The sequence below is a fragment of the Pseudohongiella sp. genome, from assembly GCF_040877505.1.
GTDB lineage: Bacteria > Pseudomonadota > Gammaproteobacteria > Pseudomonadales > Pseudohongiellaceae > Pseudohongiella.
Map to the genome: position 1 here is coordinate 38,442 of NZ_JBBDNQ010000006.1, position 14,930 is coordinate 53,371.

Below are 14,930 nucleotides of genomic sequence, written 5' to 3' on the forward strand. Positions count from 1 at the left end.
GCCTGTCTGTTAACGCCGGGTTTTATTGACCCACGAACCCGGCTGCTACCGTGCCTTCACGTCGCGGGTCGGCCGCACCGATTAATCCGTCTTCGGTCACCAGAATGACGTGCAGACCGGAATTTTCACCGTCGCTCTCCCGAACGTCGTAACCGGCTTCGCGCAGGTAGTCTGCCTGCGCCTGGCCCGGCTCGCGGTTGATTTCCACGCGCACAGTGTCACCCCGTGCAATGATGTTGGGGAATGCCACCGCTTCTTCGACCGTCATGCCCCAGTCAACGATGCTCAGTATGGATTTGGCTGTATACGCCGGAATGGAGTTGCCGCCAGGTGACCCGGTGACCATGTACAGTTCGTTGTCACTGTCCAGGATGACGGTAGGTGACATCGACGAGCGCGGGCGGGCGCCAGGTCTGATCATATTGGCGGCCTCAGGCTGGTCGGCATAAAATTCGCGGGCAAAGTCGGTCATTTCGTTGTTGAGCAGAAAACCTGCGGCCCAGCGGCCCGAGCCGAATGCCGATTCCACGGTCATGGTTGCCGACACGGCATTGCCTTCGCTATCAATAATGGACAGGTGTGTTGTGCCCGCTGGCTCCAGTGTGCTGTCTGCGGCCCAGACCGCAGCGTTGCCCTCGCCCAGCACGGCGGTCGGGTTGCCGTGTTGCGGCGTTGCACCCGGCGCAGCAGGATTGTCAGCGCGGTGTTGCAGATACTGCGTACTGAGCAACTGTTGCACAGGCACGGTTACGTGGTCCGGGTCACCAAAATAGTAATCCCGGTCGGCATAGGCCAGGCGCTGGGCATCTACAAAGGCTTTGACCTGTTGTTCCCGGGACGGATTCTCTGGCAGGAGTTGGTCGTACAGATTGGCAACCATGATCTGCATGGCACCGGATGAGGGCGGCGTGGCTGAACAGATATTCAGTGAGCGCCATGTGCCACAAATAGCTTCGCGTTCCACAGCTTCGTACCCGGCGATATCGGCGACGGTCAGACTGCCACCGTTGTCGCCGGCCTGGGCAGACGCAGCGATGGCTTCGGCTATTTCACCGTGATAGAAGGCCTCGGGGCCCTCATCGGCGACACGTTGCAGGGTATTGGCATAGTCGGGGTTGCGCAGGATGCTGCCGGCCTGGATGGGTTCGCCGTCAGGATAGAAATACTCGGCGGCGCCGGGGTTTTCGTCCAGCATGGATATCTGCGCCATTTGCGGCAGGTACCCAGCCATTTTTGCGGTAACCTCAAACCCCTCGCTGGCCAGACGAATGGCCGGTGCAAACAAATCCGCCCAGGGCAGTTTGCCATAGTTGTCGTGCGCCATTTTATACAGGGCAATGGTGCCCGGCGCGCCGACGGCATTGCCACTTTGCCAGGCATCCAGAAAACCGCCCGGCTCGCCGTCCTGCATGAACATGTCAGGGCTTGCACCTGCCGGGGCTGTTTCGCGCCCATCCAGGAAGCGCACGTTTTGTGTCGCTTGCTCGTACACCACCATAAAACCGCCGCCGCCCAGCCCCGAGCTCTCGGGTTCTACCAGCCCTAATACCGCATGTGCGGCTATCGCAGCATCCACAGCGTGTCCACCTCGTGCCAGCATTTGCACAGCAGCATCAGTGGCATCGGGATTGGCCACCGCGGCCATATAACCGAGCGACCAGGCTTTGTCACCCTCAGCAGTCGGCGGGGCATCGCTTGAGTCAGGGCTGGCGGATCCAAGGTCAGATGTATTATCGGGTTCGGAACAGGCGGCGAGTATCGCCAGACTCAGGATAGCAACAGTAAATCTCATGACAGAATGGTTTCCGGTATCAGTGAACGGGATCAGGTTTTATGACACTGAGGATATAGCCGTTTTTGTCCTGGCACAACATCAACCAGGGCACAACACCAGATAAGTCATAACAATGCTTAATATTTTCATGCGCTTCACTTACCATGATCAGGAGTCGTCTACCATGATCAGGAGTCGTCGGGAAAATACCGGTGTGTCCGGCAGGCGGGCAACATTGAAATAAGTGGCGTCGGGAGTGGTATATGAAAGTGGATACGGTGATCGTCGGGGCAGGCACCGCAGGCTTGTCAGCCTTGCGTGAAGTGCGTCGTTATACCGACGACTTTGTGCTGGTAAATGACGGGCATTGGGGCACCACCTGCGCGGCCGTGGGTTGCATGCCCTCGAAGGCCTTGATTGAAGTGGCCAATGCCTTTCATCACCGCAAGTTGTTTCCCGGCTTTGGTCTGCAAGGGGCCGAGGCGATGCACGCCGACATACCCGCCGTGCTGGCTCATGTGCGCAAACTCCGCGATGGTTTTGTCAAAGGGCCCGAATCGGTGCCTGAAGAGCTGGGCAAACGAGCGATAAAAGGGTTTGCCCGCCTGACAGGGCCGGGGCGCATCGAGGTTAACGGTACAGAGATCCGGGCCCGCGCCATCATTCTGGCACCGGGCAGTCGTCCGGTGGTCCCTGAATCCTGGCGCGCTTACGGTAACCGTATTCTGACCACAGACTCCCTGTTTGAGCAGTCGGACCTGCCGCAGCGCATCGCGGTGATTGGCATGGGAGCTATCGGTGTCGAGATGGCACAAGCCCTGTCTCGTCTGGGTATTACGGTGGCCGCGTTTGACAACAGTGGCAGATTGGCGGGCATTGGTGACGATCAGGTTTTGGCTGCTTTCCGGCCGCTGCTGGAAAGGGAGGTAAGGCTGCATCTGGGTGGGCCTGCCGAACTGGAAGACGCCGGGCACAGAATCCGCGTGACAGGTGCCGGTGGCAGCTTTGATGCCGACCTTGTGCTGGCGGCGATGGGCCGACGCCCCAATATCGACAGACTGGGGCTCGAATCACTGGGCGTGCCGCTGAGTGACAAAGGCATGCCGCAGATCGATCCGACAACACTGCGTATAGGCGATACGTCGGTGTTTCTGGCTGGCGATGCCAATGGTCATATCCCGCTGTTGCACGAGGCCGCTGACGAAGGTTATATCGCCAGCCAGTTCGCGGCGCCCGATGCCACTGCTGCAGGCTTCTGCCGCCGCACACCCTTGGCCATTGTGTTTAGTTCGCCGCAGATAGCGCATGTGGGCAAGGCTTTATCCGAGACTCCTGAGGAAAGTCGTGTTACCGGATCAGCCGACTTCTCCCGTCAGGGCCGCGTGCGCATCAAGGGCGAAACCGCCGGCGTGCTGCGCGTGCATGCCGACAGCCAAAGCGGCAGGCTACTGGGCGCTGACATGTGCGTACCCGAAGCTGAGCATCTGGCGCACTTGCTGGCGCTGGCGATTGAACATCAGATGACGGTGCAGGATATGCTGGCCATGCCGTTTTATCATCCGGTTGTTGAAGAAGGCCTGCGCAGTGCGCTGCGCGATCTGGCCAAACAGCTACCTGACAAGGGCAAGTCGGATCTCGCCCGTTGCCCGGACATCGGGCATGATGCGCTGGACTGAGCGCAGTCTTGCATCAGTTTGCCATTGCCATTGCCATTGCCATGGAATGGTCACATCACTGCCACGAATCCTTCACCATGCTGTCGCATACATCCCCTAGAGTGACTCCCTCAGTCATCACTCTGCATGGGAGCGGGTATGTATTCATCAAACAAAAATTTAAAGAAAAAAGTGCTGGCCAGTTCAGTTCTGCTGGCATTGGGGTTGGGCATCGGCTTGTCGGTGCCTGTCTTTGCACAGGACATGAGCTCGGCGATTCGGGGCCGGGTCAATGACAGCAACGGCTCACCACAAGCCAACACCACCATTGTCATTGAAGACACCCGAACCGGTGCTACTCGCACCCTGCAAACCAATGCATCAGGCGCGTTCTATGCCACCAACCTGTCAGTGGGCGGCCCATACCGGGTCACAGCCAACGGCCGCACTGTGGTCATCGACTCCATCGCCCTGGGTGATATATACAACCTCTCCATTGATATGGACACGGCACCCGTAGAGGAAATTGTTGTGCTGGGGCGCTCCGGCACCATCGTTGATGTGGCTTCTGGTCCGGCAGCAACTTTCTCCACATTCGATCTTGAGACATCGGTGGCCTTTGATCGCGATATCAAAGATGTATTCATGTACGACCCGCGTCTCAATCTGGACAGCGGCTCAGCAATCAATTGTGTTGGTAAACACCCTCGCTACAATAGCGTCAGCCTTGACGGCGTCAGCCAGAATGACCGCTTCGGCCTGAACAGCAACGGTTACTCCACCGCCACCGGCATGCCATTTCCGTTCGAGGCGGTTGCTCAGGTCGCCGTAGAGCTGGCCCCGTTTGATGTCACTTATGGCGGCTTTACCGCCTGTAACATCAATGCCGTGACCAGGTCCGGTGGTAATGACTTCACCGGTACCGCGTTTTATGAATACAACAACCAGGATATGCGCGGCGATTCTTTGACCGTGGACGGCGACGAATCGACATTCGACAGTCCCGACTACAAAGAGGAGAAACGCGGCTTCAGCCTTGGTGGTCCGTTAATACGTGACCGTCTGTTCCTGTTTGGTGCCTATGAGGAAACCGAGACGCCCGAGTTTATTGCCCAGGGCTTTGCCGGTTCCGGCAATGGCGTTGAGCGACCGTGGCTGAGCCAGTCAGATTTCAATCGTATCAACACGATTGCCAACGACCTGTATGACTATGATGGGGGTGGCATGCCCTCTGACGGCGCTCAGACTGAAGAAAAGTACATGTTGCGCATGGACTGGAATATCAATGAGCAGCACGATGCCACGGTGATCTACAACTTTTATGATGGTATTGAAGACCGTGCCTCGGATTCTGACAGCAACGAATTCGAATTCGCCAATCACTTTTACCGCAAAGGCTCTGAATCCGAAACCCTGACTTTCAAACTGTCATCACAGTGGAGCAGCGCACTGTCGACCGATCTGTTTATCAGCCGCAATACCATGGATGACTCGCAGGTAACGGTAGGCCCCAAAGATTTTGCTGAAATGCAGATCCGCATGGGCAGCAACACCGTCTACCTGGGTGCTGATGACTCCCGCCAGGCCAACAGCCTTGCCACGGAATCCGACTTCATGAAGTTTTCCGCAGAATACCTGTGGAATGAGCATGTGGTAACCGTTGGTTATGAGCGTGATGATCTGTTTGTCTTCAACCAGTTTCTGCAGCACGCACGCGGTGGTGAGTATCGCTTCGAAGACCTGTCTGCCAATAACCCTGCGTCCTGTGATGCGCTGACTGCCGCGGGTCGGCAAGCAGACCCCGCCTGTGGCCTGACCGGCATTGACCATTTTGAACTGGGTATTCCTACTGATATTTATTATGGCAGTGGTGGTGGCACCAACAATCCGGAAGACGCTGCCGCCAGTTTCAGCAATGTTCTGAATACATTGTACGTACAGGACGAGTTTCGTCTTGATGACTATGCACTGACGTTGGTTGGTGGCTTGCGTTACGACTGGTTCACCAGTAACGATCGCCCCAAGTTCAACCAGGCGTTTGCCGATCTCAACGGTGGTCTGCGCAATGACGCCAATATTGATGGCCTTGACCTGTTGATGCCGCGACTGGGCTTTACCTGGGAGGCCAGCGATGAGCTGACCGTGCGTGGCGGTCTGGGTCTGTATTCCGGTGGTAATCCCAACGTGTGGCTTTCCAATGCCTGGAGTAATGACGGTTTATCCAATGTGCAGGTACGCGATCGCAACAATGACAGCCTGTCAGTGCTGGGTGACTACGTGCTCAGCGGCAGCCAGCGCCCCGGTTACGATGTGCCTCAAGCAATGCGCGATCAGGTTGCTGCAACAACCGCAGCCAGCGCCTCGGACAGTTTCCTGGTGCTGATCGATCCGAACTACGAGCAGCCTTCCGAATGGAAATTTGCTCTGGGCGCCACGTATACCTTGCCGACAGGAACCACGCTGGAAGGCGACTACCTATACTCGGTGGCCAATGATCCTGCTTTCTACGTCGATGTGGCACAGGACGTCGTTGATACCACATCAGCGGGCCAGCCGATCTATGCAAATGTACGTGGTCAGAGCAATTACATGTTGACCAACTCCAGCGAGTCTACGAAGAGCCATTCCTTGTCCCTGCTGGCCCGACAGACCTACGACTGGGGCCTGGACTGGACCTTTGGCTACGCTTATACGCAGGCGGAAGATCTCAGCCCGATGACATCTTCGGTGGCAGGCTCCAACTTTACCAACCTGGCGTTGTCTGATATCAACAACCCCAGAGCCGGTACATCCAACTATGAAACACCGCACCGGTTCACAGCCCGGGTCAGCTATGGTCGTGAGTTCCTGCTCGGTTACGAAACCCGCGCCACCATGCAATGGTTCCGCGCCAAAGGCCAGCCACAAAGTTACGTGATGAGCAGCCGCGGACTGGAAGGCAGCAACAGCGGCAATCGCCGCCACCTGCTGTACGTGCCTGGCCCCAATGACCCCAACGTTGTGGTGGGTCCGAACTTTGATGTTGCCGCATTCTCCGATTTCATCGATGCCAACGGACTGAGTCAGGGCTTTCAGACGCGAAATGACGTGTACTCGCGTTGGACCTCGCGTATGGATCTGCGCCTGGATCAGGAGTTGCCGGTGTTCTTCGACGGCGCCAATGCGCGTGTTTATGTTAAAGTCTATAACCTGCTGAATATGATCAATGACGAGTGGGGGCATCAATATGATGCGCAATTCTTCTCGCCGGATGTTGTCACGCAATCACTAAACGATCAGGGGCAGTATGTGTTTGAACGTTTCAACCCGAAGAGTGTCAGCGATCTGCAGGAAACGCAGTCACTGTGGCAAGTACGACTGGGCATTCAGTTTGAATTCTGAATTGATGAACAGTTTGCACCGCGTTTGGCACACCCGGATGAAAATCCGGGTGTTCGCTGTGGTGCTGGTGGTCTCTACGGGTATGCTCTCGCTGCCATTTTTGGCGACCGCAGCCGACAGGTCTGATCACCGGCCAATCACTCTGCTGATCGGCATTGATGGCCTGCGCTGGGACATTATCGATCGCCATCCGGCACCCACGCTGCACCGGTTGGCGGAGCAGGGTGTGCGCGCACAGGGTCTTATTCCTGTGTTGCCATCAAAAACCTTTCCCAACTTTTATGCCATTGCCACCGGACTGTACCCGGAAAATAATGGTGTGATGGATAACACCACCTACGCACCCGAGCTTGAAACCACGTTCCGCATGAGTGACCAGAATGATGCGCGCTGGTTTCAGGGTGAACCCATCTGGGTAACTGCGGAGCAGCAGGGCGTGCGTGCGGCAACCATGTTCTGGGTCGGATCAGCGGCACCGGTGGCAGGCACCCTGCCAAGCTACTGGCTTCAGTACGACGGCAGCGTGCCGATGATCGCGCGTGTTCAACAAGTGTTGGAATGGGTGGATTTGCCCGTGCCTGAACGACCGGGATTCATCAGTCTGTATTTTGAAGCTGTTGACTCTGCTGGCCATGCTTCCGGTGTAGACAGCGTCGAAGAGCGGCAGGCGGTGGCCGAGGTAGACGCGGTACTGTCGAGACTGTTGGATGGTCTGGCAGAGCGCGGCATGCTTTCTCACACCAACATTGTGGTGGTGGGTGATCACGGCATGACCGACCTGTCCGGCGACCGTATCATTTATCTGGATGATTACGTCGACTTCTCTATGTTGCACAGTCCACAGCTTAGCGGTGAACGACAGGGTAATGCTACGTTTGTGGCGTTCCACGGTGACGCCGATGCCGTGGAAGACGTGTATCAGGCACTGGCGCTGGCGCACCCCAATATGAAGGTGTATCGCAAGTCGCAGTTCCCGGACTGGTTTCGGCTGTCGCATCCGTTACGGGCGCCTGATCTGGTGATCATACCCGACAATGGCTGGCTGGTGTCCAAGCGCAATGTTGACTTTCGGGGGCCGCGGGCAACGCATGGTTTTTCGCCGCAGCATCGCGACATGCATGCGGGGCTCATTGTCAGTGGCCCGGCTTTCCGGCAAGGGGTGACGGTGGAGCCTCTGCATGTGGTGGACATCTACGGCATACTGACCCGCACACTGGGCATCATCCCGGCAGACAATGATGGCAGTGCCCGCCGGATCGCGCCGCTGTTTTGGCCCGATTGATTGGTCAGGCAGGCAATGGATGATCTGGATCAGTACCTGGAATTGCATAACAGGATAGATTAGGTCTATTGTGGTCCCCGCGCTGCTGATTGCGCGTTGAACCGGGAGCATCCTGCTATGAAACGAACACTGCTACTGTTATGGCTTATCCTTGTCCCTGGCATAACCTTTGCCGCCCCTCAAGGCTGGGCACCTTTGCTGGAGCCCGCGCAATTATCCGAATTGCTCGCAGGCGAGCAGGGTATCCGTGTGCTTCATTTGACCGGGAACTATGACGAGGGTCACATCCCGGGTGCCGTGTCCGCGCCCTATGGGCAATTCCGCGGGCCGCAGGAGAATGCGGGTCAACTGCCTGCATTGCCGGCGCTGACGCGTATCGTTCAGGAACTGGGAATTACTGCTGACTCGCCGGTGGTGCTGGTGCATGGTGGCAGCGGGTCTGTAGACATGGGTGCTTCTACGCGTGTGTACTGGACGTTAAAGTCGCTGGGCGTGGAGACGCTGGCAATCCTGAATGGAGGCTTTGCCGCCTGGCAGGCTGTTGGATTGCCGGTCAGTGCCGAGCCGGTGTCTGTCAGCGCTTCGGATTTCCAGCCGCAGTGGAGTGACATGTATCGAGTGACCACAGAGCAAATGGAAGGTCTGGTCGACGGCGGTGATGCTCAGATCATTGATGCCCGCCCGCAGCCATATTTCGTCGGAGAGCAGGCGTCGGCAGCGCGTGCCGGTACCTTGCCGGGCGCAAGCAATCTCAGCTTCGAGTCATTGTTTGACGGCAACCGCATGAAGAGCGGGGATGAGATGGGTACGTTGCTGGATGCTGTCGTTGTTCCGAATGCAGCTCTTACCGTGACGTTCTGTAATACCGGGCATTTGGGTTCTATTGACTGGTTTGCCATCAGTGAGCTGGGCGGTTATGAAAATACCCGCCTGTACGCCGAGAGTATGGCTGAGTGGGCCATGGATCCTGACCGCCCCATGATCAATGAGCCGGCGAACAATTGAGCAGGCACTGCTTTGTGCGCTAGCGCACTGAATGCGAATTGAAATACTGGCTTTATGGTCATCTGCCGGATTGATTGCAGATGACACCCGGCATTCAGATAACTTTTACCAAGGAAGAAACGTATGACAATTGCACTGACGCCGCTAATTTCACTGATCGCCGGAATCCTGATATTGCTGATGCCACGGCTGCTCAACTACATCGTTGCAATCTATCTGATATGTGTCGGTGTTCTTGGTCTGCTGGGTACGACTTCTTTCAACTTCAGCTGACTTTTTACACTAATTTACACTACTCCACACTATTTTATACGTTGCCCCCCCTGGATGTGCGTTAGCGAACAGTACGCAAAACGCCGACCGTTGACAATCGCGCGGTCGGAGTAAGTGCTGCCCGCTAAATGCTGTCGGAACAAAGCAGTGCGGCTCAATCTCCTTTTGGCTCATCAAGGGCTGTTATCCACAAAATCCCATAAAAATACGTTAGATCCCCTGGGGGAATATATGAAGAATGTAACTCTACGCAATAGTTTTAGCCGTACCAACAAACCACTGATGATGGGCCTTGTTGCCTTGACGCTGGCCAGCAGTCAGGTCGTGGCGGCGGCGGAGCCAGGCTGGTACGCAGGCGCAAGCATTGGACAGACAGATGCAGACATGGACAGCAGCGGTATTGTTGCCGCCCAGCGTGCTGATGGTTACAACCATGTTCGCCTGGAAAATAACGACGATGATATCGGCTTCAAGGTGTACGGCGGTTACCAGATGAATCAGTATTTCGCCCTTGAAGGCGGATATTTTTCCCTGGGCGAATTTTCCTACAGGACCTTTATGGACAACACTGCGGTCTTTACCGCGGACACCAAGTTTCGTGGTGTGAATATTGATCTTGTGGGCAGGTTGCCATTGAGTGAGCAGCTTTACGCATTCGGGCGTATTGGTGGTACGCGCTATGAAAGCAAGGACAGTTATCGTGGCTACGGCCAGGTGAGCGTCGACCCGTTTGCCGACCGTAGTCTTGATACCAGCCATAAATTCGGTGTTGGTCTTCAATATGACGTTAACACCAACGTGGCCTTGCGGCTTGAAGCAGAGCGCTATGATATTAACGATCGTATGCTCAGACACAGTGATGTCGATATGGTCTCATTTGGTGTGGTTTATCGTTTTGGTCAACCAGTCGCAGCAGCACCTGCCAGGGCGCCAGTATCCGTAGCGCCACCACAACCGGCAGCAGCTCCGGCACCTGCGCCTGCGCCAACACCAGCACCCGTTCGTGTCACACTCTCAGCTGACTCGTTGTTTGGTTTTGATAGCGCCACCGTAACGCCGGCTGGCAGAGATGAGCTGGATAAACTGGTAGCAGATCTGCGCGGTGTGGACTACGACACCATCGTTGTTACGGGCCATACCGATCGCTTTGGTTCACGAGCGCACAACCTTAATTTGTCCGAGAGACGGGCTGTTGCCGTCAAGGATTACCTGGTTGATTCAGCCGATATCCCGGCCGCTAAAATCAGTACACGTGGTGTCAACGGTGATGATCCTGTTACCACGATGTCACAGTGCAGCAACCAGCTTGCCCGCGCGCAGTTGATTGCGTGCCTGGCACCTGATCGTCGTGTGGAAGTGGAAGTGACTGGCTCGCGCCCGCGATAACCGGACGATCCCCCCCCCAAAAAAAAGAGGCCATCAGGCCTCTTTTTTTTTGCGCCGGGTAACAGGGCTACGGGCACTACTCTTTTTGTAAATTTCGGGCATCCTTAGCTTCAACAAGTTTTATAGTGATATCCAGCGTATCCATAAACTCATTGACCCGAATGGGTTTGGTCAGGTAACGGAAAAATCCCGCAGCCAGACCTTTTTCAATATCCCTGGGCATGGCGTTCGCGCTCATTGCCACAACAGGGATGGTGGCCGTACGTGCATCCGTAGCCAGAATCTCGAGTAAACGAAATCCATTGATGCCCGGAAGGTTGATGTCCATCAGTATAATATCCGGCTTGGCGGACAGCGCCATCTCTACGCCGGAGATGCCATCGACGGCACTTAACAGGCGAATATCAGGGCGCCGGGCAATAAGGTCCTCTACCAGTATCTGATTGGCGGGATTATCTTCCACGTACAGCATTGTGTATTGTTGCAACGCTGCCTCTTCAGGTGGTTTAGCGGAAGCGACGTCCGCCGCTACCAACAGTCGGGGCGCCTCGCCTGAATCCAGTTCAACCCAGAACGTGCTGCCCTTGCCCACAACGCTTTGAACGCCAATCTTGCCACCCATCAACTCAATCAATCGTTTGGCCATTACCAGACCGATGCCGGTACCTTCTACCGCGCTCAGCTCTTTACCAAGACGATTAAATGGCTGAAACAGCTGTGCAATCTGTGAGTCAGACAGACCTTCACCCGTGTCCTCGACGCTGATTCTGATACGCCCGGATGCGCTCTCGCTGCAACCAACAACAACAAGTCCATCTCTGCCATTATATTTTATGGCATTGGAAAGCAGGTTGATAAGGATCTGCTTTATGCGGGTATAGTCCGCCTGGATATATTTCGGTATGTTTCTGCCTGGAAAGGAAACCTTGACCCCTTGCTGTTTCGCTTGTGATTCTGTCATTTCCTGACATTCCTGCAGCACATTCGCCAGCGAAACCGACTCAATCGAGAGCGACATTTTGCCGGATTCAACCAGGGCCAGATCCAGGATTTCATTGATCAGATCAAGCAAGTACCAGCCGGCTTTCAGGATCTGATCAACGCTGCGTTGCTGAGTCTGGCTAAGAGCAGGGTTACTGGTTTCGAGCAGTTGGGCAAAACCCAGAATGGCGCTCAGCGGCGTGCGCAATTCGTGGCTCATGCCGGACAAAAATTCGGATTTTGCCAGATTGGCCTTTTCTGCGGCAGCCATTGCCAATTGCAGTCTGGATTCAACGTGCCTGCGTTCAGCATCAATCTGTTTGCGTGCCGTGTTATCCGTGCCAATCAGCAAATAGCCAATAATCTCGCTTTGGGCATTGCGCAATGCTGTCACTGACACAATGGCCGGCAGGCGGGTTTTGTCTTTGCGAATATAAGTCAGTTCGTAAATATCTTCTATGCCACGCGAGGCTTTGAATACCAGGGCTTCAAACCCGGGTTTGATATCGATGCCAAGTTCAAGACTCAGTGCTTTTGCCCGTGCGTGGATTTCACGCCGGTCAGATATATCTGACGGTGTCATTTTGTTTATAACATCGGATGCCTTATACCCAAGCATGCGTTCGGCACCGATATTAAAGATCTGTATAACACCATGTTCGTCAGTGGCGACACTGGAAAAGTGAGCGCTGTTAAAAATAGCGTTCTGCAGGGCGGCAGTTTTATATAGTGCATCCTGATGTTTTATTTCCTCAGTTAAGGCGATGACATCTGAATGGCCGCGCGCATGTTCTTGCATTGTTAATTGCCCTGGGTATGTTTGACATCATGGAGTAGTCTGGCCATTTCTTTTTTGACAACCGCGTAACATTCGCATGTGGCATTCTCCAGCCCGGCGCGGCCGAGTACAGCAATGTGTCCGCGACGGGAGCTGATAAATCCGGCACGTTGCAGATTTCCGGCGGCCTCGGTAATACCTTCGCGCCGCACCCCCAGCATGTTGGCAACAAGCTCTTGAGTCATCACCAGTTCATTGGATTCGCAACGATCAAGTGTGAGCAGCAACCATCGGCACAAACGTTGTTCGACTGAGTGATGACGATTGCAAACAGCCGACTGGCTCATCTGGGTCATCAGTGCCTGCGTATAACGAAGTAATAAGCTCTGCATAAACCCGGCACGATTAAATTCCTTTTTTAATGCACTGGCTTCCATTCGATAGGCATAACCGGCGGTCTGCACAACGGCCGAGCTCGACGTGGTATCTCCGCCCATAAAAAGAGTGACACCCACCATACCCTCATTGCCAACGCCTGCGGTTTCCGCCGAGGCGCCGGATGCGGTCACATAGTGTAATGACACAATTGAAGTGGTTGGAAAGTACGCATAATGCAGTCGGCGACCGGGTTCATAGATCATCTCGCCCAGCGGTAATACCACAGATTCAAGCGACGGTAGCAAACGCTTCAGGTCTTCAGCGGGCAGTGCTGCCAGCAGGTGGTTTTTATCTACCCGGTTAGGCTGCGTGGCTGGAGCGCTCATGACTTTTCGATCACCTCGACACCGATGCCGCGATAACCAACAAAACCACAATTTTCATTAAACATGGGTTGTCCGCTGACCCGGAACTGCTGTTGCGTGCCATCGCTGTGGGTGCGGCGCAGCATGAAGTCCAGAAAAGGCTGTCTGGCCTCTATTTTGCTCTGCAATGCTGCGCGCTGGTCCTTGTCCCACTCGGGTACTTCAGCCTGCCTGTTGTCACTAAGATGGGAGTCCACCTTGATTCCCAGCATGTCGAGCACAGGTCCGGAGACCTTGGTGAACTTACCCTGTTCATCCTGTTCCCAATACCAGTCAGCGGCCAGTTCGGTCAGGCTGCGAAACCTGGCTTCGCTTTCGCGCAACTCCGCAGTTCGCTCCAGTACCTGTTGCTCCAGCAACTTGTTATGGTTGTCGAGTTTTTTGTACAGCAGTTTAACTTCCAGCACATTGCGGATGCGCGTTTTGACTTCGATCAGATCGAATGGTTTGCTGATGAAGTCCTTCGCGCCTGTCTGCAAGGCACGCAGTTTGTGACCGGGCTGAGCCGTCAGCACAATAACTGGCAGATAAGGGTCATTCAGGTTTGTTTTAAGTGCTTCCATGACCTGAAATCCGTCCATGTCAGGCAATTGCAGGTCCAGCAGAATCAGGTCATATTGATGTTTGCGATGGAGTGCACAGACTTCTGTTGCATCCATGCATGAACTTACCTGTCGGTAGCCTGTTTCGCCCAACAGGAGTTCAAGCAGGGTTACGTTCGATTCCTGATCATCAACAATCAGGATTTTGGCGTTAAAAAAGTCGTCGGCATTCAACATCATGCTTTCTCGTTTGACAAAGGCAACATAGTTCCGGGGAAATAACCACTTGGCTCCATTTGCAGATTGACAGCATTTGACCATGCCTGCAATCTGCAAATGGATACGCTGATATCTGTCAGAACGGGACTACCTGCGTCCTGACCAGCTATCAGATTCCCGGGAATACGTCGGTAGCGCCAAGCACATCCAGCAATACAAAGATCAGGATGACACCCAGCACAAAACCAACCGCGCTGCTGCCTGCCGGCAAAGTATCCATCTGACTCTGCAGTTCAGCCAGCTCACTTTCAGTCATGTTATTGATGCGCGCATCAATATCGCTTGCGTTTACGCCATAACCGAGCATGGCTTGACGAACATCATCACGAGCCATGAATGAGCGCACGTCCTCACGCTGCATCTGAATGTTCGCCTGTTTTGCCAGTACCGGTGTGGTAATGATTTCTGCCATGGCGGGTGTCTGAACGCTGACGGCGGCCATAACGGCAATGATTGACAGGGCGGTGCTGGTTTTGAGCTGTTTCATTATTTTCATGCACTGACTTCCTCTATTGGTTATTTGGGTTTTGTTAAAGCGCAGACCGCGGACTCACACAGACAGGCACGGTGAACTCGGCGGGTGGCGTCACGGTAGCAGATGCAAACAGAAGTTCTGTTCGCTAGAACACAGTTGGCATGACGTGGGTACGGCACTATTTTCATTCGAACGTGTCCCAGCACACATAAGTTTACCTGCCTCCTTGCTACAGTGCTTCTGTCAAGCAGTGCGGACGGGGCCATGACGACATCATCGGCGCCAATCCTCAATCCCATAATCGTTCAGCTTCAAT

Annotated in this window: 11 protein-coding genes; 6 read left to right on the top strand and 5 right to left on the bottom strand. The window is 54.9% G+C overall.

Annotated elements, in window-relative coordinates:
• Nucleotides 1-22: 22 nt before the first annotated feature.
• Entirely contained in the window at nucleotides 23-1,792 is a 1,770-nt protein-coding gene (ggt, locus tag WD071_RS00385) for a gamma-glutamyltransferase (protein WP_368046298.1), read from the bottom strand.
• 245 nt (nucleotides 1,793-2,037) lie between these two features.
• Between ggt and WD071_RS00390 the strand changes: the two genes are divergently transcribed.
• From WD071_RS00390 to WD071_RS00415, 6 genes are all read left to right on the top strand, one after another.
• Nucleotides 2,038-3,450 carry a dihydrolipoyl dehydrogenase gene (locus WD071_RS00390; RefSeq protein ID WP_368046299.1) on the top strand — a complete coding sequence of 471 codons (1,413 nt, stop codon included), beginning with the start codon at nucleotides 2,038-2,040 and terminating at the stop codon, nucleotides 3,448-3,450.
• Between the two features lie 138 nt (nucleotides 3,451-3,588).
• A complete protein-coding gene (locus WD071_RS00395) occupies nucleotides 3,589-6,810 on the top strand; it encodes a carboxypeptidase regulatory-like domain-containing protein (protein ID WP_368046300.1) in 3,222 nt (1,073 codons plus the stop codon).
• Nucleotides 6,811-6,814: 4 nt separating this feature from the next.
• Entirely contained in the window at nucleotides 6,815-8,092 is a 1,278-nt protein-coding gene (locus WD071_RS00400) for an ectonucleotide pyrophosphatase/phosphodiesterase (protein ID WP_368046301.1), read from the top strand.
• A gap of 117 nt (nucleotides 8,093-8,209) precedes the next feature.
• The gene (locus tag WD071_RS00405) at nucleotides 8,210-9,097 is read left to right on the top strand and encodes a sulfurtransferase (RefSeq protein WP_368046302.1); all 888 of its coding nucleotides are present in this window, start codon (nucleotides 8,210-8,212) and stop codon (nucleotides 9,095-9,097) included.
• A 123-nt stretch (nucleotides 9,098-9,220) separates the two neighbouring features.
• Nucleotides 9,221-9,370 carry a DUF3096 domain-containing protein gene (locus tag WD071_RS00410; RefSeq protein WP_368046303.1) on the top strand — a complete coding sequence of 50 codons (150 nt, stop codon included), beginning with the start codon at nucleotides 9,221-9,223 and terminating at the stop codon, nucleotides 9,368-9,370.
• A gap of 231 nt (nucleotides 9,371-9,601) precedes the next feature.
• Entirely contained in the window at nucleotides 9,602-10,756 is a 1,155-nt protein-coding gene (locus WD071_RS00415) for an outer membrane beta-barrel protein (RefSeq protein ID WP_368046304.1), read from the top strand.
• A gap of 76 nt (nucleotides 10,757-10,832) precedes the next feature.
• Here WD071_RS00415 and WD071_RS00420 read toward each other — a convergent pair whose 3' ends face one another.
• The 4 genes from WD071_RS00420 to WD071_RS00435 all read right to left on the bottom strand — a co-directional run bounded on the left by WD071_RS00420 (nucleotide 10,833) and on the right by WD071_RS00435 (nucleotide 14,635).
• The gene (locus WD071_RS00420) at nucleotides 10,833-12,536 is read right to left on the bottom strand and encodes an ATP-binding protein (protein ID WP_368046305.1); all 1,704 of its coding nucleotides are present in this window, start codon (nucleotides 12,534-12,536) and stop codon (nucleotides 10,833-10,835) included.
• Nucleotides 12,537-12,538: 2 nt separating this feature from the next.
• A complete protein-coding gene (locus tag WD071_RS00425) occupies nucleotides 12,539-13,279 on the bottom strand; it encodes a Crp/Fnr family transcriptional regulator (RefSeq protein ID WP_368046306.1) in 741 nt (246 codons plus the stop codon).
• Nucleotides 13,276-14,100: a response regulator gene (locus WD071_RS00430; RefSeq protein ID WP_368046307.1), complete on the bottom strand. Its 825-nt coding sequence runs from the start codon at nucleotides 14,098-14,100 to the stop codon at nucleotides 13,276-13,278. Before WD071_RS00430 ends, WD071_RS00425 begins: the two co-directional genes overlap by 4 nt.
• A 148-nt stretch (nucleotides 14,101-14,248) precedes the next feature.
• Nucleotides 14,249-14,635, bottom strand: coding sequence for a PA2779 family protein (locus tag WD071_RS00435; protein WP_368046308.1), 387 nt, complete (start codon nucleotides 14,633-14,635; stop codon nucleotides 14,249-14,251).
• Between the last annotated feature and the right edge of the window lie 295 nt (nucleotides 14,636-14,930).